A 21784-nucleotide genomic window follows, 5' to 3' on the forward strand; every position below is an offset into this window, starting at 1 on the left:
GAGGGTGCCCTCCACTCCCCTGCCCCCGCCGCTGAACGTGCTCGTGACCGAGCCGATCATGGCCAGGTTCACCGACGTCCTGACCCGGAACGGCGACTCGCCCCACGCGTGGACGTTCGCGTGGGGCGACGACCCCCGGATCGCCGAGGTCGCCCCGACCACCGACGTGCTGGTCTGCTCCTCGGCGACACCGGCGACACCGGAGCTGCTGGCCTCGATGCCCCAGCTCAGGCTGGTCCACGTCACCGGTGCCGGCGTCGACAAGATCCCGCTCGAGGCGCTGTCCGATGACGTACGGCTGGCCAACACCTACCATCACGGCCGCTCCATCGCGGAGCACGTGATGATGGTGTCGATGATGCTGCTGCGCGGCGTCCTGCGGTCCGAGGCCGACATGCGCCACGGCGTGTGGAGCAACGTGCTCGTGTCGGGCGACTACCCCTTCGGCGGCGTGCTCGCGGGCCGCACTCTCGGCATCGTCGGCTTCGGCGAGATCGGCTCCAGCGTCGCCCGCCTCGGCTCCGCGCTGGGCATGAAGGTCCGAGCCGTACGCCGCAACCCCGACGCGCCCGTGCCCGAGGGCGTCGAGCTGGACTGGGTCGGCCCCGACTCCGCCCTGCACGAGCTGCTGGCCGCCTCCGACGTGGTCGTCGTGACCGTCCCGATGAGCGAGGAGACCCGCGGGCTCATCGACGCCGACGCCCTGGCCGCGATGCGGTCCAGCGCCGTGCTGGTCAACGTCGCCCGAGGTCCGGTGGTCGACGAGCAGGCGCTGCACGACGCGCTCACCGCCGGCACGATCGCCGGCGCCGGGATCGACGTGTGGTGGCGCAACCCGCGCGACCCGGACGCTCCCCCGCCCTCTCACCTCGACTTCACGAAGCTGGCCAACGTCGTGCTGACCCCGCACCAGTCGGGTCACACCGTCGAGGTGTTCGGCCAGCGTGCGCAGGACATCACCGACAACGTCGACGCCCTGGCCGAGGGCCGGCCGCTGCGCAACCCGGTGAGCCGAAACTAGGCCAGGAGCTGGTCGGCCACCAGCACGACGGCACCGAAGATCGACACCCCGATCGCCGTACGCCGCAGCCGCACCGGCGACATCACCTTGTTGAGCAGCAGCGACAGCCCCCAGCCGAGGAACGGGGCGGGCACCAGCGCAGCGGTGACCAGCAGGGTGCGCTGGTCGACCGACCCGGTGGCGGCCAGCGCGAGGAACGACAGCGCCGAGCCGACCAGGAAGAACGTGCTCATCGAGCTGCGCAGCCCGGCGCCGTGCTTCTGCTGCCAGACCAGCGCCATCGGCGGCCCGCCGATCGAGGTGGCGGTGCCGAGCAGCCCCGAGGCCGCACCCGCGGTGACGAGGTTGCGCCGCACCGGCCGCGGCTGCCAGCCCAGCGAGTTGAGCGCGACACCGAGCAGCACGACGCCGGCAAGCATCAGCGCGAGGCCCCGCTCGGGCAGCGCCGCGACGAGCAGCGCTCCTGCGATCGTCCCCGGCACCCGGCCGAACAGTGCCCAGCCGGTGCCGCCGAGGTCGATGTGCTGCCGTTCGGTGACGACGACCATGACCGTGACCACGAAGGCGAGCATCACCAGTGTGCCGGGCAGCAGCCCGGGATCGACCAGGGCGACGACCGGGGCGGCGAGCATGCCCATACCGAAGCCGATGGAGGCCTGGAGCGCCGAGGCCAGGACGACGGCGACGGCGACCAGCGCGAAGGACCCGAGCGAGAGCCCCATCAGCCCGCCTGGGCCGCGGCCAGTTCCTGCTCCTCCGCCCCCAGTGGATGGAAGCACTCGGCCGTGTGAGCGCCGTCGACCGGGTCGATGGCGAGCGGCGGGAGCGCGGTGGCACACTCGTCGGTCGCCTTCCAGCAGCGGGTCCGGAACCGGCAGCCGGACGGCGGGTTGAGCGGTGAGGGGATCTCGCCGGACAGGATGATCTGCTCGCGCCGGCGCTCGTGGTCGAGCGAGGGCGCCGCCGACAGCAGCGCCCCGGTGTAGGGATGCTGGGGACGCTCGAAGGTCGACTCGGTCTCGCCCTGCTCGACGATCCGGCCGAGGTACATCACCACGACCCGGTCGGCCACGTGCCGCACCACCGAGAGGTCGTGCGAGATGAACAGGTACGCCACCCCGAGCTCCTGCTGCAGGTCGTTGAGCAGGTTGAGCACCTGTGCCTGCACCGACAGGTCGAGCGCGGAGACCGGCTCGTCGCAGACGATCACGTCGGGCTCGAGCGCGAGCGCGCGGGCGATCCCGAGCCGCTGACGCTGGCCACCGGAGAACTCCTGCGGATACTTCCCGGCGTCGCCCGGCCGCAGCCCGACGAGGTCCAGCAGCTCACGAACCCGGGCCGCTCGCTCACGCGAGGTCTTGTGGAGCCCGGTGTGCGTACGCCACGGCTCGCTCACGATGTCACCGGCCGACATCCTGGCGTTGAGCGAGGCGAACGGGTCCTGGAACACCATCTGAACCCGGCGCCGGAACGCGAGCAGGTCGGCACCCCTGGTCGTGGTCGGGTCGACCCCGTCGAAGCGTACGGACCCGCCGTCGGGGGTCTCCAGCATGAGCAGCGTGCGGGCCAGGGTCGACTTGCCGCAGCCGGACTCCCCCACCAGCCCGAGGGTCTCGCCCCGGTGCAGGTCGAGGGTGACGCCGTCGAGGGCGCGCAGCTCCTTGCGCTTGCCGCCATGGCGTACCGGGAAGATCTTGGTGAGGTCGCGGACCTCGAGAAGGGGTGCATCGGCGCTCATCGGTTCACCTCGTCAGGAAAGTGGCAGGCGGACAGGTGGCCGGGGGCGACCTCGCGGGCCGCGGGCCGCTCCTCGCGGCAGCGGTCGCGCGCGATCGGGCAGCGGTCCTGGTAGACGCAGCCGGCCGGGATCGCGGCCAGCTCCGGCGGCGAACCGCCGATCGACTTCAGCTCCGTGCCGCGCTCGGCATGCACGGGCACCGACTCCAGCAGGCCGGCGGTGTAGGGGTGCTTCGGGGCACCGAAGACCTCTTCGACCAGGCCCTGCTCGACCACGTTGCCGGCGTACATCACCACGACCCGGTCGGCCTGCTCGAAGACCAGGGCGAGGTCGTGGGTGATCAGCACGACCGCCATGTCGCGCTCCTCGCGCAGGTCCTTGAGCAGGCTCATGATCTGGGCCTGGACCGTGACGTCGAGCGCGGTGGTCGGCTCGTCGGCGAGCAGCACCGCCGGCGAGAGCGCGACGCCGATCGCGATGAGGAGCCGCTGCCGCATGCCGCCCGAGAACTGGTGCGGATAGGAGTCGACCCGGACTTCCGGCTCGGGGATGCCGACCCGGCGCATCAGCTCGATGGCCTCCTTCCGGGCGGCCCTCTTGGACAGGCCGCGGTGGATCCGGAACGGCTCGGCCAGCTGCGTACCCACGGTGTAGACGGGGTTGAGCGCGGTGAGGGCGTCCTGGAAGACGATCGCCAGCTCCTTGCCGGCGATGTCGCGCCGGCGCCTCGCCGAGGCCGTCCGCAGATCGGTCGTGCCACCGTCGCCGGTGATACGGACGGCACCCTCGGTCACGTCGGCGACCGGCTCCAGCAGGCCGACGACCGCGGTGGCGGTCATCGACTTGCCGCAGCCCGACTCCCCGAGCAGCGCCAGGGTCTCGCCCCGACGCGCCTGGAAGGTCACCTTGTCGACGGCTCGGACGACACCGTGGGGCGTGCGGATGTCGACGCTCATGCCGTCGACGTCGAGGGCAACGGCCTTCTCGGTCAGAGTGCTGTTCACTGGGCGTCCTCCGTAACGGTCTCGGTGACGGTCGGGGTGACGGTCGGGGTGGCGCGGCGCCGCTGCCGCCGCGGGACGGTGAGCCGCCACCGCTGAGCGGGATCGGTGGCCAGCCGCACCCAGGCGGCGAGCACGGCGGCGGACACCGTCGCGATCACGATGGCCAGGCCGGGGAAGAACGAGAGCCACCATGCGGTCTGCAGGTAGTTCTGCCCCTGGGCCACCATCAGGCCCCAGCTGACGTCGGGTGCCTGGATGCCGATGCCGAGGAAGCTCAGCGACGACTCGGCGAGCATGACGTAGCAGAAGTCGAGGGTGGCGACGGTCAGCAGCGTCGGCAGCACGATCGGGAAGACGTGGCGTCGGATGATGCTGAAGCTCCCCGCCCCGAACGTACGGGCCGCGTCGACGAAGACCCGGCTCTGCAGCTCGGCCGACTCCGCCCGCGCGGTGCGAAGGTAGATCGGGATGCGGGTGATCGCCAGCACGATCACGATGTTGCGCGGGCTGGGCGAGTAGACGTAGAGCACGACGACCGCCATCAGCAGCGACGGGAAGCTCAGGATCACATCGGCGATCCGCATCACGAGGGTCTCGCGCCAACCACGGTGGTAGCCGGCCCACATGCCGATCACCGAGCCGACGACCAGCGAGATCAGCACCGCGGGGACAGCGACGCCGAGGGTGGTCCGGGTCGCGACGACGATCCGGGCCAGGACGCTGCGTCCGAGCGAGTCCGTGCCCAGTACGTAGAGCCAGCCGTCGAGCTCGAGCGGCGCCTTGTTGCCTCGGGTCAGGTCCTGGGCGTTGGCCTCGCTGCCGAGCAGGACCGGCCCGAAGACCGCGACGAGCAGGATGAAGCAGAGGATCACGGCGGCCACGGTCGCGACCTTGTCGCGCAGCAGCATCCGCCAGTAGCTGGTGCTCATCAGTTCTCCTCCTTCACACCATCGCCTTGTCGCGCACACGGGCGTCGAGCAGGGCGTAGCAGATGTCGATGGCGATGTTGAGCAGGAAGATCGTCACCGCGGTGAGCAGCACGGCCGCCTGCAGGATGGCGAAGTCGCGGCCGGTGATCGAGTCGATCATCAGCTTGCCGATGCCGGGCCAGCCGAAGATCGACTCCACGACCACGGCACCGTTGACCAGCCCGACCGCCAGGTCGCCGGCCACGGTCAACGCCGGGGCGGCGGCGTTGCGCAGGGCGTGGTGCGCGACGACCCGACGGCTGTCGGCACCCTTGCTGCGCGCCAGCCGGACGTACGGCGCCGACAGGGCCGCCACCATCGCGCCCCGCACCACCTGGGTGAGCACGCCGACGGGGCGCAGCAGCAGCACCGCGATCGGCAGGACCCAGGACAGCAGGCCGGCGTCGACACCCGAGGTCGGCAGCACCCCGAGCATCACCGCGAAGACCCAGACACCCATGATGGCGAGCCAGAAGTCGGGGACGCTCGCGGCGGTCATCGAGAGGAACGACGCGAACCGGTCGGCCAGCGAGTTCGGACGGTACGCAGCCCACGAGCCGATCACGACGGCGAGGACGACCGCGATCAGCATCGTGGTGATCGCCAGCTGGAGCGTCGCGGGGAAGGCCCGCAACGCCATCGCGGCCGCGGACTCACCCGTGCTCAGCGAGGTGCCGAAGTCCAGGCGGAGGATGCCCTGGAGGTAGTCGACCAGCTGCTGCCAGACCGGTAGGTCGAGGCCGTTGACGGCGCGGAAGGTCTCCTTCTGGGCCTCGGTGGCGTTCTCCGGCAGGTACAGGCTGGCCGGGTCACCGGTGAGGCGGGCCAGGAAGAACACCCCGAGCAGCACCACGACGAGCGGCAGCAGCGAGGTGAGGGCTCGCTTGCGGAGGAACGTCACCATCGACGACCTCCCGGGTGAGTCGCGGCCGGGCTCACTTGGCCGGCTTCATCTCGGTCACGCGCATCTCGTCGCCGGTCGCCGAGTTGGGCTCGTACTCGACGTTCTCCGACTCGCCGATGATCCCGGTCATGTGCGCGATGTAGGCGAACTGCGAGACCGTCTCCGGCTCGTCGGCGAAGATGTCGGCGAACGCGGTCTGGCGGTCATCTCCCTCGGCCTTGTCGGCGGCGCCGATCTGGGTGTCGAACTCCGGCGTACCGAACGTCGACTGGGCGCCGTCGCTGAGCATGTACTGGTCGACGGAGAACTGGGCGTCGCCGGCCTGGTTGCCGTGCTGGACGAGGATGATGTACGGCCCGGTGTTCTTCGGGAACGGTCGGGACTGGTACTCGACCGACGCGGCGGTGTCCATCATCTCGATCGAGACGTTGAGGCCGATGTCCTCGAGCGCCTTCTGGACGACCTCGACGGTCTCGCCGACCTTGGGGAAGAGGCCGTTGCGGGAGATCAGCCGGATCTTGGTGTCCGTCGGCACCCCGTCGGCCTTCGCCTCGGCGATGAGCGACTTCGCCTTCTCCGGGTCGTGAGGCCACGGCTCGAGGTCGGCGTTGTGGCCCACGACGCCCTCGGGCACCAGCTGCGAGGCGACCTCGGCGTACCCCTCGAAGAGGCTGTCGACGATGGACTCGCGGTCGATCGCGTAGTTGATCGCCTGGCGCACCCGGATGTCGTCGAGCGGAGCGTACGTCCCGGTCGAGCGCAGCGCGGTGGTCTCGTTGTTCGGGTAGCGGACCGCGGCGTCGCCGGAGAGGTCCTCGGGCGCGAGGCCGGTGGCGATGTCGGCCTCGTTGTTGGTGATCATGGCCGCGCGTACGCTGCCCTCCTCACGCCACTGGTACTCCGCGGTCTTGAAGGCGGGAGCCTCGCCCCAGTAGGTGTCGTTGACCGCGAGGGTCAGCTTGGTGCCGTTCTGCCAGTCCTCGATCTTGTAGGGGCCGGTGCCGATCGGCTCGCGCACCTTGGCGGTGTCGCTGGTCGAGGCGGGCACGACCTCGATGAAGGAGAGGCGCAGCGGCAGGATCGGGTCGGTCTCGGCGGTGGTCACCTCGAGGTGGGTGGCGTCGACGGCCTTGACCTGGAGGTCGTCGTCACCGAAGACGTACCCCTCGACGTTACAGCCGAAGGTGCCGTTGACCGCGCGGTCGATCGAGTGCGCGGCGGCCTCGGCGTCGAAGGCGGAGCCGTCGGAGAACTTCACGCCCTCACGCAGGGTGAAGGTCCACTTGGTCGGCTCGGTCTGCTCCCACTCGGTGGCGAGCAGCGGCTGGAGCTCACCGGAGGCGGGGTCGCGCTCGACCAGCGGCTCGGTGATGTTGGAGCGCACGACGACGCCCGTCGAGGTCAGGTTGGCATCACACGGTTCGAGGGTCGGCGGCTCCTGCGGGAGCACGATCCGGACCGTGTCGCCGGCGGCGCCGGCACTGTCGGAGTTGGCGACACCGCACGCCGAGAGGGTGAGCGAGGCAGCCATGAGCGAGGCGCTTGCGAGACCGAAACGGGACCGCAGCGAGGGACGAAAGTTCATGCGACTGTTCCTCCAGTCGATCGGCGACGTCTGCATATGTGGACGTCGTTGTCATTCGTGGATGAACCGTACGAGCGAGTTTTGTGTGACGTCAAGCACGTCAGGCAATGCTCATAGGGCATCGAGCGATGCAGTCACGATGTTGGACGCGTATCACGATCGCTACCTAGCCTCGGGATCTCCGACGTCGCCGAACCCCTTGAGGAGACCCCATGGGCCGCTACTCCCCCACCGAGCTTCGTGACGCCCTCGGCGCCGGCCTGCTGTCGTTCCCGGTGACGCACGCGACCGCCGACTACGCCTTCGACGAGGACGGCTACCGCGCGCACCTGCAGCACCTCGACGGCTTCGACGTCGCCGGCCTCTTCGCCGCCGGCGGCACCGGCGAGTTCTTCTCGCTCACCCACGACGAGGTGTCCCGGGTCCTGCGGGCCACCGTCGAGGAGGTCGGTGACGGCACCCCGGTGATGGGCGCGGCCGGCTACGGCACCTCCCAGGCCGTCGCGATGGCGCAGCGTGCCGAGGCGGACGGCGCCGACGGCATCCTGCTGCTGCCGCCCTATCTCACCGAGCTGCCGGGTCGTGGCCTCTACGAGCACGTCGCCCGCGTCTGCTCCGCCACCTCGCTCGGCGTGATCGTCTACCACCGCGCCAACGCCCGCTACGACGCCGACACCGTCGTCCGTCTCGCCGAGGAGTTCCCGAACCTCATCGGCTTCAAGGACGGCGTCTGCGACATCGACCTGCTGGCCACGCTCAACGCCCGTCTCGGCGACCGCCTGCTCTACGTCGGCGGTCTGCCCACCGCCGAGACGTACGCCCTCCCCTATCTGGAGCTCGGCGTCAGCACCTACTCCTCGGCGATCTTCAACTTCGCGCCGCAGTGGGCCGTCGAGTTCTACCAGGCCGTACGCAACCGCGACCGCGACGAGGTGCTCGCCCGGCTCCGCGACTTCGTCGTCCCCTACATCGCGATCCGCGACCGCGGGGCGGGCTACGGCGTCTCGATCGTCAAGGCCGGGCTCACCGCGGCCGGCCGTCCGGCCGGTCCCGTACGTCCCCCGCTGGCCGACCTCACCGAGCCGGAGCTGGCGGAGCTGACCGCCCTCGTCAAGACCGTCATCTGACGGCCACCCGAACGACAGGAGACACCGTGACCCGCCGCATCCTCCAGGTAGGACCGCTCAAGCCCTCCCTGGCCGCCACCCTCACCGACCGCTACGACTCCCTGGTGCTGCCGGCCGACGACACCCGGGCCGCGTTCCTCGCCGAGCACGGTCCCTCGATCGGCGCCGTGGTGACCACCGGCCGGACCGGCGTACCGGCGGAGCTGATGGCGCAGCTGCCCGCGCTCGGTGCCGTCATCAACTTCGGCGTCGGCTACGACACCACCGACGTCGAGGGCGCAGCCGCGCGTGGGGTGCTGGTCTCGAACACCCCTGACGTGCTGACCGACTGCGTCGCCGACACCGCGCTCGGCCTCGCGATCGACACCCTGCGCGGCCTCAGCGCCGCCGATCGGTTCGTACGCCGCGGCGACTGGCCCGAGGTCGTCACCTACCCCCTGACCCGCAAGGTGTCCGGCAAGCGGGTCGGCATCCTGGGCCTGGGCCGCATCGGCCAGGCGATCGCGACCCGCTTCGAGGCGTTCGGCTGCCCGATCTCCTACCACTCCCGCAGCGAGGTCACCGGCTCCACCTACACCTACGCCGCCTCCCCTGCTCAGCTCGCCGCCGACGTCGACATCCTGGTCCTCGCCACCTCCGGCGGCAGCGGTACGCAGCATCTCGTCGACCGCAAGGTGCTCGAGGCGCTGGGACCCGACGGCTACCTGATCAACATCGCGCGCGGCTCCGTCGTGGACCAGGAGGCGCTGGTCGAGCTGCTGCTCGAGGGCGGCCTCGCCGGCGCCGGGCTCGACGTCTACGCCGAGGAGCCCGCTGTGCCCGCCGAGCTGATGGACCTCGACAACGTGGTCCTCCTCCCCCACCTGGCCAGCGGCACCGTCGAGACCCGGGCCGCCATGGAGCAGCTGACCCTCGACAACCTGGACCGCTGGCTCGCCGACGGCACCGTCCTCACTCCGGTGCCGGAGGTGTCACCTCGGGGCGCAGCGCGATCTCGGTGACCCGGTTGCCGTTCCGGGCGGCCACCTCCAAGATGCCTCCCGGAACGACCAGCACCTCCCCGACCTGCGGGATGTGGCCCAGCCGGGAGATGAGATAGCCCGCGACGGTCTCGTAGCCGCCGTCCTCGAGATCGATACCGGTGGTGTCCGCGAAGTCCTCGATCGTCATCGCACCGTCGATCCGGGACAGGTCATCGTGGTCGCGGATGCGGGCCTCGCCGTGGTCGTACTCGTCGCGGATGTCGCCGATCATCTCCTCGACGAGGTCCTCGAGGGTCACGATGCCGTCGGTGCCGCCGTACTCGTCCACGACCATCGCCAGATGGGTGCCGCCCTCGCGCATCGTGGCGACCGACGGGATCACCCGCTTGCTCCCCGGCAGGGCGAGCACCGGACGAGCGACGTCGCGAACCGTGCGCGGGTCGCTCGGGGCGACACCGAGCAGGTCGCGTACGTGCAGGAACCCGAGGATGTCGTCGAAGCCCGCGCCGGTCACCGGGTAGCGGGAGTAAGGCAGGTCGCGCACCTTCTCGGCGGCCGTGGGAAGCGGCGTCGAGGCGGGCATGAAGGTGACGTCGCCGCGCGGGCGCATCACCTCCTTGAGCGTCGTCTCGGTGGTGGCGAAGACGTCGCGGAGGATCCGCCGCTCCTCCTCCTCGAGGTCCTGGTTGGTGGAGACCATCTCGCGCAGCTCCTCCTCCGAGACCTGCTCGGCCGAGGCCTTCGGGTCGCCGCCGAGCAGCCTCACCACGGCATCGGTGGAGACCGAGAGCAACCAGATCACCGGCCGCATCACGGTGGCGAACCTGTCCAGCACCGGCGCGACGGCCAAGGAGATGCCGGCGGACTTCTGCAGCGCCAGGCGCTTGGGCACCAGCTCGCCCAGCACCAGGGAGAGGTAGGCGATGAACAGGGTCAGCACGATCAGCGCCGTGGTCTCGGCGAGCGCCTCACCCATGCCGAGGCGCTCGAGGTAGGGCGCCACGTCAGGAGCGATGGTCGACCCGCCGTAGGCCGCGGAGAGGAAGCCCGCGACGGTCACGCCGATCTGCACCGCCGCCAGGAAGCGGTTGGGGTTGCGCGCGACCTCCGCCACGCGCGCCCCGCGCGGCCCCTGCCGCGCCATCGCCGCCAGCTGGCTCTCCCGCAGCGAGACCAGCGCCAGCTCGGTCGCGGCGAAGACGCCGCCGACCAGCACGAAGACCAGCACCAGGCCCATGCTGAGGAATGTCTGACTGTCCATCAGGCCCGCCCACCCTTCGTTGCGATCCAGGGTGAGCGGTTGGAACTTCGAGGCCTCTTCACGGGTACGAATCTACAGCCAGGCTCCGCGTCAGTCCGACTCCGCTCCGGCGAGCGCCAGGCGAACCACGACCCCCTTCGATGTCGGGGTGTTGCTGCCCTCGGCGACACTGTCGAGCGGAACCAGGACGTTGGTCTCCGGATAGTACGCAGCCGCCGACCCACGGCTCGCCGGGTAGGCGACCAGGGTGAAACCGGGCGCGCGCCGCTCGACGCCGTCCTCCCAGACCCCGATGATGTCGACGCGGTCGCCGTCGGCCAGCCCCAGCTCGTCGATGTCGGCCGGGTTGACCATCACGATGCGACGGGCGTGATGGATACCGCGGTAGCGGTCGTCCATGGCGTACGGGATGGTGTTCCACTGGTCGTGGGAGCGCAGCGTCTGCAGGATCAGGTGACCCGGCGGGGCCTCCAGCCAGGTCAGGTCGTTGCGCGTGAAGACGGCCTTGCCGCTCGGGGTGCGGTAGACGCCGGAGTTGACCGGGTTGGGCAGGACGAACCCGGTCGGCTCCTTGATCCGCTCGTTGAAGTCCTCGAACCCCGGCACCACCCGGGCGATCCGGTCGCGGACACGGCCGTAGTCCGCCTCGAAGTCGGCCCACCGGATGCGATGGCGCTCACCGATCGTGGCCCGCGCGAGGCGGGAGACGATCGCGACCTCGCTGAGCAGGTCCGGTGAGGCGGGCGCGAGCTTGCCGCGGGTGGCGTGCACCGAGCTCATCGAGTCCTCGACGGTGACGAACTGCTCGCCGCTCGCCTGGACGTCGACGTCGCTGCGGCCCAGTGTGGGCAGGATCAGCGCGGTATCCCCGACCACCGTGTGAGAGCGGTTGAGCTTGGTGGAGACCTGCACCGTCAGCCGGCAGCTCTTCAGCGCGGCCTCGGCTACGTCGCTGTCCGAGATGGCCCGGACGAAGTTGCCGGCGACACCCACGAAGACCTTCGCGCGACCATCCCGCATCGCCCGGACACCGTCGACCGAGTCGTACCCGTGCTTGCGCGGCGGCTCGAACCCGAACTCGGCGCCGAGCGCGTCGAGGAAGGAGTCGGGCATCTTCTCCCAGATGCCCATCGTCCGGTCGCCCTGCACGTTGGAGTGGCCCCGGACCGGGCACACCCCTGCCCCGGGCTTGCCGATGTTGCCCCGCAGCATGAGGAAGTTGACCACCTCGCGGATCGTCGGCACCCCGTGCTTGTGCTGGGTCAGCCCCATCGCCCAGCAGACGATGACCGAGCGACTGGCCAGCACCTGCTCGTGGACTGCCTCGATCTCCTCGCGGGTCAGGCCGGTCGCCTCGAGCGCCGTCTCCCAGGTGATCGCGCGGGCCTGCTCGGCGAAGGCGTAGAAGCCGGTGGTGTACTCCGCGATGTACTCCCAGTCCAGGACGCCGCCGCCCGCGTCCCGGTCGGACTCGAGCAGACGACGGTTGAGCATCTGGAACAGCGCCAGGTCGCCGCCGGGGCGGATCTGCAGGAACTGGTCCGCGATCTGGGTGCCGCGGCCCACCACGCCCCGGGCCTTCTGCGGGTTCTTGAACCGCATCAGTCCCGCCTCGGGCAGCGTGTTGACCGCGATCACCCTGCCGCCGCGCTGCTTGGTCTCCTCCAGCGCCGACAGCATCCGCGGGTGGTTCGTGCCCGGGTTCTGGCCGACCACGAACACCAGGTCCGCGTTGTAGATGTCGTCGAGCTGGACGCTGCCCTTGCCGATCCCGAGGGTCTCGTTGAGCGCCGAGCCGCTCGACTCGTGACACATGTTGGAACAGTCGGGCAGGTTGTTGGTGCCGAACGCGCGAGCGAAGAGCTGCAGCAGGAACGCGGCCTCGTTGTTCAGCCTGCCCGAGACGTAGAACATCGCCTCGTCGGGAGAGTCCAGGCCGTTGAGCTCCTCGCCGATGGTCGCGAACGCGTCCTCCCAGCTGATCGGCTCGTAGTGGGTGGCGCCGGGCCGCTTGACCATCGGCTCGGTCAGCCGGCCCTGCTGGTTGAGCCAGTAGTCCGACTTCCCGTCCAGCTCGGCGACCGAGTGCTGCGCGAAGAACTCCCGCGTCACCCGGCGCGAGGTCGCCTCGTCGGCGATGTGCTTCGCACCGTTCTCGCAGTACTCGTTCTTGTGCCGGTGGCCCGGCTCCGGCCAGGCACACCCCGGACAGTCGATCCCGCCGGCCTGGTTGAGGTTCAACAGCGTGAGCGCCGTACGCCGCACCGACGTCTGCGTCAGCGAATACTCGAGCGCCTTCCGCACCGCCGGCACACCGGCCGCCCAGGTCTTCGGTTCGGTGACGCCGAGCGCCTCCACCGGTTCCTCCACGGAGTACGCACCGTTCGCGTCTCGCTTCACCACACCCGTTCCCTTTCGCGACTCGAGCTAGCTGGCCGACCTGGGCAGCTCCGCGTCCACTTCCTCAGCCAGCTCGTCGGCCGACTCGTCAGCAGGCGCGTCCGGATCGCGGGAGACTCGGATGACGAAGTCGTCACCGTGCTCCGAGACCCCGTAGACGACGGCCTGCTCGACAGCCTTGGAAGCGTACTGGGCCCGGACGACCAGCGGGTCCTCGCGTAGGTCCTTCACCAGCGAGACGCACAGCGCGATCATGACCAGCACGAACGGAACCGCGGCGACGATGGTGATCGTCTGCAACCCGCTCAGCGCGTCGGAGCCGCCGACCAGGAGCATGACCGCGGCGACCGCACCCGTGGCGACACCCCAGAAGATCACGGTCGGCTTGCTGGGCTCGATGGAGCCGCGCTCGGAGAGCGTGGCCATCACGATCGAGGCCGCGTCCGCACCCGAGACGAAGAAGAGCGCGACCAGGATCATGACCACCACGCTCGCCACCGTCGCGAGCGGGAAGGACTCCAGCGTGGTGAACAGCTGGGTCTCCACGCCACCCGCGCCGGCGATGTCCACCCCGTCCAGCTGCAGGTCGATGGCCGCGCCACCGAAGACGGCGAACCAGGCCAGGCTCACCAGCGACGGCACGAGCAGCACCCCGGTCACGAACTGGCGGATGGTCCGCCCGCGCGAGATCCGGGCGATGAACATGCCGACGAACGGGGTCCAGGAGAGCCACCACGCCCAGTAGAAGACCGTCCAGCTCGACAGCCAGGAAGCGGTCTCGGACCCCTCGGCCGAGGTGCGCGCCGACATCATCGCGACCTCTTGGAAGTAGGACCCGACGGTCGTCGGGACCAGGCTGAGGATGAACACGGTCGGACCGGCCACGAAGACGAACAGGGCCAGCCCGACGGCGAGCACCATGTTGATGTTCGAGAGCCACTGGATCCCCTTGGCCACCCCCGAGACCGCCGAGAAGACGAAGGCGACGGTGAGTACGGCGATGATGGCCACCAGGATGCCGTTGCCGGTCGTGCCGAGCCCGCCGACGATCTCGAGCCCGCTGCGGATCTGGAGCGCCCCCAGGCCCAGCGATGCCGCCGACCCGAACAGGGTCGCGAAGATCGCGAGCATGTCGATGACCTTCCCGCCCGCGCCGTGCGCGTGACGCCCGAGAAGCGGCTCGAAGACCGAGCTGATCAGCAGGCCGCGGCCCTTGCGGAAGACGCTGTACGCGATCGCGAGCCCGACCAGGGCGTAGATCGCCCACGGGTGGATCCCCCAGTGGAACAGGGTCGTGGCCATGGCCGTCTGGATCTTCTCGGACTGGCCGTCGCCGACAGAGCCCGGCGGGGGTGAGATGTAGTGGCTGATCGGCTCGCTGACACCGTAGAAGATGAGGCCGATCCCCATGCCGGCGCTGAACATCATGGTGATCCACGAGACCGTGCGGAACTCGGGCTCCTCACCGTCCCGGCCGAGCGGGATGTTGCCGAACCTGCCGAAGGCGAGCCACAGCACGAAGCCGACGAAGGTCGACGCCGCGGTGACGAAGAGCCACCCGAGGTTGCCCATCACCCACGACAGCGACTTCCCCGAGACCGACGCCAGCGAATCCGTGCTGACGAATCCCCAGACCAGGAAGCCGACCGCGATGATCGCGGTGACCCCGAAGACGACGCGATCGAGACCCCCGCTGTTCTTGGCTGTCTCATCGGGAGGGCAGTCGAGGGCCGGATGGGTCGGGCTCTGGTTGACGGACCGGTGGCGTGGCGACGCCACCGGTGAAAGGTCTCCGCTACCTGTGGGTGATCTCATGACGCACTCCGATCGAGGGCTCTTGGGATGAGCAGCATCTGTCGGTGCCACAGAGGGCTCCGGGCGGCGGCACTTCGGTGGGGCGCTACCCAGCCAGACACTGATATACCAGTCACCTTATATGTGATGCATCACACGAGCAAGGGTCAGATCTCGACGACGAGATCGAGCTCGACCGGCGCACCCAGCGGCAGCACCGAGACCCCGATCGCAGAGCGCGCGTGCTGCCCGATGTCGCCGAACAAGCGGCCGAGGAGCTCCGAGGCGCCGTTGGCGACAAGAGCCTGGTCGGTGAAGAGCGCGCCCGAGGCGACGTAGACCACGACCTTGACGACACGCTTCACCTGCCCGAGATCACCGATCTCGTCCTTGACCGCGGCGAGCGCGTTGAGCACGCACCACTGCGCACAGGCCCGGCCGTCGGCGATACCGAGGGTGTCGCCGACACTGCCGGTGGCGAGAAGCTCGCCCTCCCGGATCGGCAGCTGCCCCGACGTGAATACGAACGCCCCCGCGCGAACCGCAGGCACGTGCGCCGTCGCCGGCTGCACCACCTCGCGGACGGGCAGGCCGAGCTCGGCGAGCACCGCGTCCGACGGCGGCACGGCCGTGTTGGATCTGCGCTGACTCAGCAGCCGCACCACTCGGTTCGCACGCTCCGACATAGCGGGACACTAGCACTGATATACTAGTTGTCGACAGTGTCTTCCGGAGGTGGCCCGTGACCCACACCGTTCTTCCGCGGATCGTCGTCGTCGACCACCACGACTCCTACACCTGGAACCTCGTGCATCTGATCGCCGGCGTCACCGGAGTGCTCCCGACCGTGGTCCAGCACGACACGACGACAGCGGACCACGTGCTCGGGTTCGACCACGTCGTGCTCTCCCCCGGCCCCGGGCACCCGGCGAACCCCGGCGACTTCGCCGTCGGCGGCGACGTTCTCCGCGCGGGGACGGTCCCGGTGCTCGGCGTGTGTCTCGGCATGCAGGGCGTCGTGACCACCTACGGAGGACGCGTCGACCGGATCCCGCCCGCACACGGCGACGTCGCGCGGGTCCGGCATCGCGGCGACCCGCTGTTCTCCGGCGTACCGTCCTCGTTCTCGGCGGTTCGCTATCACTCGCTCGCCGCGACGAGCATCCCGCCCGAGCTCCAGGTCATCGCCGAGACCGAAGGCGGCGACGGCGAGCCGGTGGTGATGGCCGTACGTCACCGATCGCTGCCACACCTGGGCGTGCAGTTCCATCCCGAGTCGATCCTGAGCGAGCACGGCGCCGCACTGGTCGCGAACTTCCTCGCGGCGACGGCATGAGGACCGAGGAGCGGTTCGTCGAGATGGCGAGCACCCACCCGCGCTGCTTCTGGCTGGACGCCGGCCCCGGGACCACCCGAGGCTCGATCATGGGCGCTCTGCGCGACGACGACGTCTCCCTCACCTACGACGCCGCCCGCGGCGAGGTCCTCCGACACCGCGGCGACGAGGTCCGCCCGGTCGGCGCCGACATCTTCGCCGTCCTCGGCGACGAGCTCGCCCGTACGCCCCCGGACGAGATCTGGGTCGGCTACTTCGGCTACGCGTGCCGCCCGGACCTCCCGGCCCGGAAGAGCCGCACGGACGGTCCCGCGATGCCCGACGCGGTCTGGATGCGGACCCGGCTCACGCCGGGCTTCGACCGGTCGCCGACCACGGGTCCCGTGGGACACCGGGCGACGCGATCCGTCGCCGAGACCCCGGACGCCTACGCGCGAGCCTTCGACCGGGTGCAGCGAGAGCTGAGGGCCGGCAACACGTACGAGGCGAACCTGACCCACCGGATCCAGGTGCGGGACGACGTCGACCCGGCCCTCGCCTACCTACGCCTGCGCGAGCTCAACCCCGCCCCGTACGCAGGCTTCATCCAGCACCACGACGTCCGACTGCTCAGCTCCTCACCCGAGCGGTACGCCACGATCGACCGGGACCGGGTGATCGAGACCCGGCCGATCAAGGGCACCACCCCGCGCGCGACGTGCCCCGACGAGGACGAGGAGCTGCGCCGGCAGCTGGCGTCGAACCCGAGGTTCCGCGCCGAGAACCTGATGATCGTCGACCTCCTCCGCAACGATCTGGCGATGGTGTGCGAGCCCGGGTCGGTGACGGTCCCGTCGTTGATGGCGGTCGAGTCCTACGCATCGGTCCACCAGCTCGTGACGACCGTGCGCGGCCGGTTGCGCGACGGCGTCACCAGCCTCGAGGCCCTGCGCGCCCTCTTCCCCGCCGGCTCGATGACCGGCGCACCGAAGCTCCGGACCATGGAGATCATCCGAAGCGTCGAGACCAGCCCGCGCGGCGTCTACTCCGGCGCCTTCGGGTGGATCGCACCCGACGGCCGGGCGGATCTCGGTGTCGTGATCAGAAGCCTCACCACTCCCGGCGACAGCACCTGGGAGCTCGGCACGGGAGGCGGGATCACCGTCCACTCGACCGCGCAGGAGGAGTACGCCGAGTCGGGCTGGAAGGCCGAGCGGCTGTTGCGGGTGTTCGGCACGCCATTGCCCGGCGACTGATGTATCAGACTAAGATGGTAAAAAGCGCTCAGGCCGGAACGGACAAGTGGGGCACGACTCAATGACGGTTGACGAGATCCTGGCAACGACGGCGAGTCCCCCCGCCGGCTCACTCGCCGAGCAGGCCTACCAGTACATCCGCGAGCGCCTGGTGATGCTCGACATCCGGCCGGGGGCGCCGATCAACGACGGCCAGATCGCCACGGCCATCGGGATGGGCCGCACGCCCGTGCGCGAGGCGATCAAACGCCTCGAGGCCGACCACCTGGTCCACTCCTTCCCTCGCCGCGGCACCTTCGCCACGACGATCGACGCGACCGAGCTCAGCGCGATCGCCGAGATCCGCCGCCAGCTCGCGCCGTACGCCTCACGCGCGGCCGCCGAGCGCGCGACGGCCGAGCAACGCGAGCAGATGCGCGCCCTCGCGGCCCAGATCGGCGAGGGCAAGCTCGGCGACGGAGACCGAACCTCGCTGATGCAGGTCGACAAGGCCGCGCACGGGCTGATCTACCGCTCGAGCGGCAACGCCCACCTGGAGGACATCCTGATCAGGTACGACAACCTGGCCATCAGGATCTGGTGGATGGTGATCGACCGGCTCCCCGACCTGGCCCACCACGTCGTCGAGCAGGCCCAGCTCCTCACCGCCGTCGCCGACGGCGACGCCGACCGGGCCGAGGAGCTCACCCTCGCGCACATCGGCGGCTTCGAGCGCGAGATCCGTCAGGTCCTCTGAAGCCCGGGTGGCTGCCAGGCCTGCGACCTGACAGCCACCGGTGCTGCGTACGCCTCTCAGCAGTCGAGCTGGATGTCACCCAGAGGCTTGGAGCAGCAGATCAGGACCTTCTGGTTGGCGATCTCCTTGGGCCGGATGCCGCCGTTGTGCTTCATATCGACCTCTCCGGAGAGCATCGACACCTTGCAGGTCCCGCACATGCCCTGACCACAGGCGGCCATCGGCCGCATGCCGGCGGCCATCGCCGCCTCCAGGATGGTCTCGTCCGGACCGCACGTGATCATCCGCCCGCTGCGTGCGAACTCGACCGAGAACCCGGCCGCGGCCTCCTCCTCGGAGTCCTGCTCGATCGGCGGCGCCGCTGTCGGGGCGGGCACCTCGGGAGCGCCGAAGTCGAAGCTCTCCTCGTGATACTTCCCCATGTCGTAGTCGAGCTCTTCGAGCAGCGACTTCGCCGCGGCCATGTAGCCCGCGGGACCGCAGATGAACGTCTCCCGCTCGCCGAGGTCGGGGGCCAGGATCTCGAGCACCGGCTTGGAGATGCGTCCCTGCAGCCCCATCCAGCGCTCGGTCGGGGCATCGCCCTCACAGATCTCCACCACCCGCAGGTTGGGCATCAGGCGTGCCATCGCCTCCAGCTCACCGCGGTAGATGATGTCTGCCGGCGTACGCGCGCTGTGGACGAAGAGGATGTCCGCCTCGGACCCGAGGTCGTACAACGTCCGCGTCATCGAGAGCACCGGGGTGATCCCGCTCCCCGCCGAGAGGAACAGGTACTTCGGTGCGTCCTCCTCCGGCAGGACGAAGGCACCCGCCGGCGCGTGCATCGAGATCCACGCCCCGGGCTCGAGGTTGTCGTGGAGCCAGTTCGACACGACGCCGTCGGCGACCCGCTTGACCGTGATCGCCAGTCGGTCGGGCCTGGTCGGCGGTGAGGCGATCGTGTAGCAGCGCGTCATCAGCTCGCCGTCGATCTCGACCCGGATGGTGATGAACTGTCCGGCCTCGAAGTCGAAGGGACGTCGCTCGGGGGTCGTGAAGACGAAGGTCTTCACGTCATGGGTGACGGCCAGGACCTGGCTGCACACCAGGTCCATCACGTCGCTCTCGGCCCAGCAGGGCTCCAGCATCCGCTTGCTGCGGACGGGGGCCGGGCGGCCGTTCTGCAGGCCGAACGAGTTCGGCTCCGACACCGCGGGGATGTCGGTCTCCAAGATCGTCATGTCTCCTCCCACCTCTGGCTAGGCGTTGGCTCGGACGCGTTGGACGTACCAGGTGATGAAGGCATCGACCTCGCCCTCGACGACCGAGTACGGACCGGGGACGTAGCCCGGGTCCGTCACTCCACGCTGGGTGCCCTCGACCAGGACGCGGTCCTGGTCGTTGGTGGCACGCCAGACGGAGGTGAGCGACTCGACCGAGTAGTCGACACCTTCGACGGCCTCTGGGTTCACCAGCCAGGTCGTCCGGACCAGCGTCCGGTCGACGGCGAGCGGGATCACCGAGAAGACGACGGCGTGGTCACCGAGGAAGTGGAACCACGAGTTGGGCTGCATGTGCAGCGACAGGTCGCCGAACCGCGGATCCTCGATGGATCCCATCAGCTTCGCGCAGAGCTGCTGCCCGTCCGGTCCGAACGACGCGCCCGCGCCGTCGAGCGGGAGGTGGGAGAGCTGGAACCCCGTCGACCGGCCCTCGAGCTCGCAGCGTTCCTCGTGGGGGAAGCCGATGGCCTCGCGGGCCTTCTCGAGCTCGAGCTGGGCCTCCTGGTAGCGCTCGAAGGTCGACTGCATGCGCGGCGGGACGTCCTTGGCCTCGTAGCGGCTGATCGGGAAGTACGCCGTCACCAGCTCCGGATGGGAGGCGTCGCAGTGGTGGCACTCCCGGTTGTTCTCCATCACCAGCTTCCAGTTGCCCTCCTCGACGATGTCGGTCTGATGGGCGACCTTCGCCGAGGCGAGCGAGTAGGGCTTGAGGTAGGGCTCGAGGAACTCGCTGACCTCGTCGAAGTCGGCCGGCGGCTCGTCGGAGAGGCAGAGGAAGACCAGCCCGCCGACAGCACGGACGTTGACCGGCTTGAGCCCGAACCTGTCGTACTCGAACGTGTCCGCCTGCGACTCGGCGAAGATGAGGCTGCCGTCGACCCGGTAGGTCCACTGGTGGTAGGGACACACGATGTTGCCGATCGAGCCGCAGGCCGACTCGAGCAGTCGCGACCCGCGGTGCCGGCAGACGTTCCGGAAGGCGCGGACGTTCTCGTCGTCGTCGCGAACGACGATGACCGAGTGGGCGCCCACATCGATGGTGACGTAGTCACCGGGATCCGGGATCTCCGCCTCGGCGACAGCGAAGATCCAGTGCTGGCCGAAGATGACGTCGAGATCCTGGTCGTAGATCTCCGAGCTGGTGTAGAAAGGCGCCTCCAGGCTGTAGCCGGATGCTCGCCTGTCCGCCAGGGACGCCAGATCCACCGGCGTCGTTTCGATGCTCATTCGCGTCACGTTGATGTCTCCCACGCTCAAACCGGGCAGATTCCGGGTTCAGATACGACGGTCCGCCATGCGGCGGTTGTTTCACTCTGCACAACTACTGCGTAGCGTGAAACGATTCTGCCGCGCGAATCTCGGCGCTGTCAACGGGTCCCTCGGGAATCCCTCAGAGGATTTACAAACGCTTTACGACGCACGCGGAGGGGCCCGCATGCACCAGGCATGCGGGCCCCTCCGACGTGCCGAGCCTTCGCCTCGGCGGGCACGGATCACTCGGCCTTGGGGAAGCCGTTCCGCTCGGAGATCGCCGCCGCGGCCGCGAGCACGTGCTCGGCCAGCTCGGGCGCCTTCTCGGCGGTGATGCGGAACGACGGCCCCGACGCCACCACCGCAGCGATCACCCCGCCGCCCAGCGAACGGATCGGCGCGGCCACCCCCGTCAGACCGATCTCGTGCTCGTCGACCGAGAAGGCATAACCCAGCTCGCGGACCTCGGCGAGCTGCGCCTCGACCTTCGCGGGGTCGACCACCGTCTCCTCGGTGTAGCGCTCCAGGCCTCCCGCGAAGATCCGCCGACGGTCCTCGGGCGACATGTTCGCCAAGAAGACCTTGCCGGACGCGGTCGTGTGCAAGGGGCTTCGCTGACCGACCCAGTTCACCGAGGTGATCTCGGCACTCCCGATCACCTGGTCGATGGTGATGGCCTCCTCGCCGTCGTTGATGACGATGTTGACCGTCTCGCCGACCGCATCGGCCAGCGCCATGCAGATCGGCCGGCTCGTGACGGAGATGTCGTGCTTGCGGGTCGCGCCGGCAGCCAGCTGGATGACGCCATAACCGAGCTGATAATGCCCTCGACTGCTGTTCTGCTCCACCAGCCCACGAGCCTCGAGCGTCGCCAGCAACCGGAAGACCGTGGACTTGTGCACCCCCAGCTCCTCGGAGATCGGCGTGACGCCGACAGCCCCCCGGCGGGCGAGCACCTGGAGGATGGAGATGGCCCGGTCAACCGAGTGAACGGTCGTACTCCGTGTTTCGCTCGTGTTGCTCATGCTGAAACAGTATGCCTTCATCGCAGATTCTCCCTGCCGCCGCCTACTGCCGGTCGAGCGCGGCACGCGCGCCCGGACACTGCGACGCGGGGACCGAAATCGATCGGACCAGGGTCTTGATGCGGGCACCGTCGACGGTTTAGTTTGTTTC

The 21784-nt window shown here is 69.5% G+C and carries 19 protein-coding genes; 6 read left to right on the plus strand and 13 right to left on the minus strand.

What is annotated here, in order from left to right; translation table 11 throughout:
* Positions 1-4: 4 nt before the first annotated feature.
* Entirely contained in the window at positions 5-1021 is a 1017-nt protein-coding gene (locus tag ACFV9G_RS05755; RefSeq protein ID WP_378725697.1) for a 2-hydroxyacid dehydrogenase, read from the plus strand.
* Here the strand turns inward: ACFV9G_RS05755 and ACFV9G_RS05760 are convergent.
* Genes ACFV9G_RS05760 through ACFV9G_RS05785 form a run of 6 tightly spaced genes read right to left on the minus strand, consistent with a single transcriptional unit; the run spans position 1018 to position 7220 of the window.
* Positions 1018-1743, minus strand: coding sequence for a sulfite exporter TauE/SafE family protein (locus tag ACFV9G_RS05760; protein ID WP_378725699.1), 726 nt, complete (start codon positions 1741-1743; stop codon positions 1018-1020). The genes ACFV9G_RS05755 and ACFV9G_RS05760 overlap by 4 nt on opposite strands.
* Positions 1743-2759 carry an ABC transporter ATP-binding protein gene (locus tag ACFV9G_RS05765; protein WP_378725701.1) on the minus strand — a complete coding sequence of 339 codons (1017 nt, stop codon included), beginning with the start codon at positions 2757-2759 and terminating at the stop codon, positions 1743-1745. Before ACFV9G_RS05765 ends, ACFV9G_RS05760 begins: the two co-directional genes overlap by 1 nt.
* Positions 2756-3715 (minus strand): ABC transporter ATP-binding protein, encoded by a 960-nt coding sequence (locus tag ACFV9G_RS05770; RefSeq protein WP_378725846.1) that lies wholly within the window; start codon positions 3713-3715, stop codon positions 2756-2758. The genes ACFV9G_RS05765 and ACFV9G_RS05770 overlap by 4 nt, the downstream gene beginning before the upstream one ends.
* Positions 3716-3759: 44 nt before the next feature.
* A complete protein-coding gene (locus ACFV9G_RS05775) occupies positions 3760-4692 on the minus strand; it encodes an ABC transporter permease (RefSeq protein ID WP_378725703.1) in 933 nt (310 codons plus the stop codon).
* 13 nt (positions 4693-4705) lie between these two features.
* Positions 4706-5635 carry an ABC transporter permease gene (locus ACFV9G_RS05780; RefSeq protein WP_378725705.1) on the minus strand — a complete coding sequence of 310 codons (930 nt, stop codon included), beginning with the start codon at positions 5633-5635 and terminating at the stop codon, positions 4706-4708.
* Between the two features lie 31 nt (positions 5636-5666).
* A complete protein-coding gene (locus ACFV9G_RS05785) occupies positions 5667-7220 on the minus strand; it encodes an ABC transporter substrate-binding protein (protein ID WP_378725707.1) in 1554 nt (517 codons plus the stop codon).
* Between the two features lie 212 nt (positions 7221-7432).
* Between ACFV9G_RS05785 and kdgD the strand changes: the two genes are divergently transcribed.
* Entirely contained in the window at positions 7433-8347 is a 915-nt protein-coding gene (gene kdgD / locus ACFV9G_RS05790) for a 5-dehydro-4-deoxyglucarate dehydratase (RefSeq protein ID WP_378725709.1), read from the plus strand.
* A 26-nt stretch (positions 8348-8373) separates the two neighbouring features.
* The gene (locus ACFV9G_RS05795; RefSeq protein WP_378725711.1) at positions 8374-9348 is read left to right on the plus strand and encodes a 2-hydroxyacid dehydrogenase; all 975 of its coding nucleotides are present in this window, start codon (positions 8374-8376) and stop codon (positions 9346-9348) included.
* Here the strand turns inward: ACFV9G_RS05795 and ACFV9G_RS05800 are convergent.
* The 4 genes from ACFV9G_RS05800 to ACFV9G_RS05815 all read right to left on the minus strand — a co-directional run bounded on the left by ACFV9G_RS05800 (position 9299) and on the right by ACFV9G_RS05815 (position 15471).
* Positions 9299-10591, minus strand: a complete 1293-nt coding sequence (locus ACFV9G_RS05800; protein ID WP_378725713.1) for a hemolysin family protein — start codon at positions 10589-10591, stop codon at positions 9299-9301. The genes ACFV9G_RS05795 and ACFV9G_RS05800 overlap by 50 nt on opposite strands.
* Positions 10592-10681: 90 nt before the next feature.
* On the minus strand, positions 10682-12991 hold the full coding sequence (locus ACFV9G_RS05805; RefSeq protein ID WP_378725715.1) for an FdhF/YdeP family oxidoreductase: 2310 nt from the start codon (positions 12989-12991) through the stop codon (positions 10682-10684).
* 27 nt (positions 12992-13018) lie between these two features.
* The gene (locus ACFV9G_RS05810) at positions 13019-14770 is read right to left on the minus strand and encodes a BCCT family transporter (protein ID WP_378725717.1); all 1752 of its coding nucleotides are present in this window, start codon (positions 14768-14770) and stop codon (positions 13019-13021) included.
* Positions 14771-14952: 182 nt separating this feature from the next.
* On the minus strand, positions 14953-15471 hold the full coding sequence (locus ACFV9G_RS05815) for a RidA family protein (RefSeq protein WP_378725719.1): 519 nt from the start codon (positions 15469-15471) through the stop codon (positions 14953-14955).
* Between the two features lie 56 nt (positions 15472-15527).
* Between ACFV9G_RS05815 and ACFV9G_RS05820 the strand changes: the two genes are divergently transcribed.
* From ACFV9G_RS05820 to ACFV9G_RS05830, 3 genes are all read left to right on the plus strand, one after another.
* Positions 15528-16121, plus strand: a complete 594-nt coding sequence (locus ACFV9G_RS05820) for an anthranilate synthase component II (protein WP_378725721.1) — start codon at positions 15528-15530, stop codon at positions 16119-16121.
* Complete coding sequence (locus tag ACFV9G_RS05825; RefSeq protein WP_378725723.1) at positions 16118-17356, plus strand: anthranilate synthase component I family protein; 1239 nt, start codon at positions 16118-16120, stop codon at positions 17354-17356. The genes ACFV9G_RS05820 and ACFV9G_RS05825 overlap by 4 nt, the downstream gene beginning before the upstream one ends.
* Before the next feature lie 61 nt (positions 17357-17417).
* Entirely contained in the window at positions 17418-18092 is a 675-nt protein-coding gene (locus tag ACFV9G_RS05830; RefSeq protein WP_378725725.1) for a GntR family transcriptional regulator, read from the plus strand.
* Positions 18093-18148: 56 nt separating this feature from the next.
* Here the strand turns inward: ACFV9G_RS05830 and ACFV9G_RS05835 are convergent, their stop codons facing one another.
* The 3 genes from ACFV9G_RS05835 to ACFV9G_RS05845 form a co-directional block, all read right to left on the minus strand.
* Entirely contained in the window at positions 18149-19315 is a 1167-nt protein-coding gene (locus ACFV9G_RS05835; protein ID WP_378725727.1) for an FAD-binding oxidoreductase, read from the minus strand.
* A gap of 18 nt (positions 19316-19333) precedes the next feature.
* The gene (locus tag ACFV9G_RS05840; RefSeq protein WP_378725729.1) at positions 19334-20584 is read right to left on the minus strand and encodes an SRPBCC family protein; all 1251 of its coding nucleotides are present in this window, start codon (positions 20582-20584) and stop codon (positions 19334-19336) included.
* 266 nt (positions 20585-20850) lie between these two features.
* Entirely contained in the window at positions 20851-21633 is a 783-nt protein-coding gene (locus tag ACFV9G_RS05845; RefSeq protein WP_378725731.1) for an IclR family transcriptional regulator, read from the minus strand.
* Positions 21634-21784 lie beyond the last annotated feature (151 nt).

Origin of the sequence: Nocardioides sp. NPDC059952, from assembly GCF_042730435.1 — a bacterium.
GTDB lineage: Bacteria > Actinomycetota > Actinomycetes > Propionibacteriales > Nocardioidaceae > Nocardioides.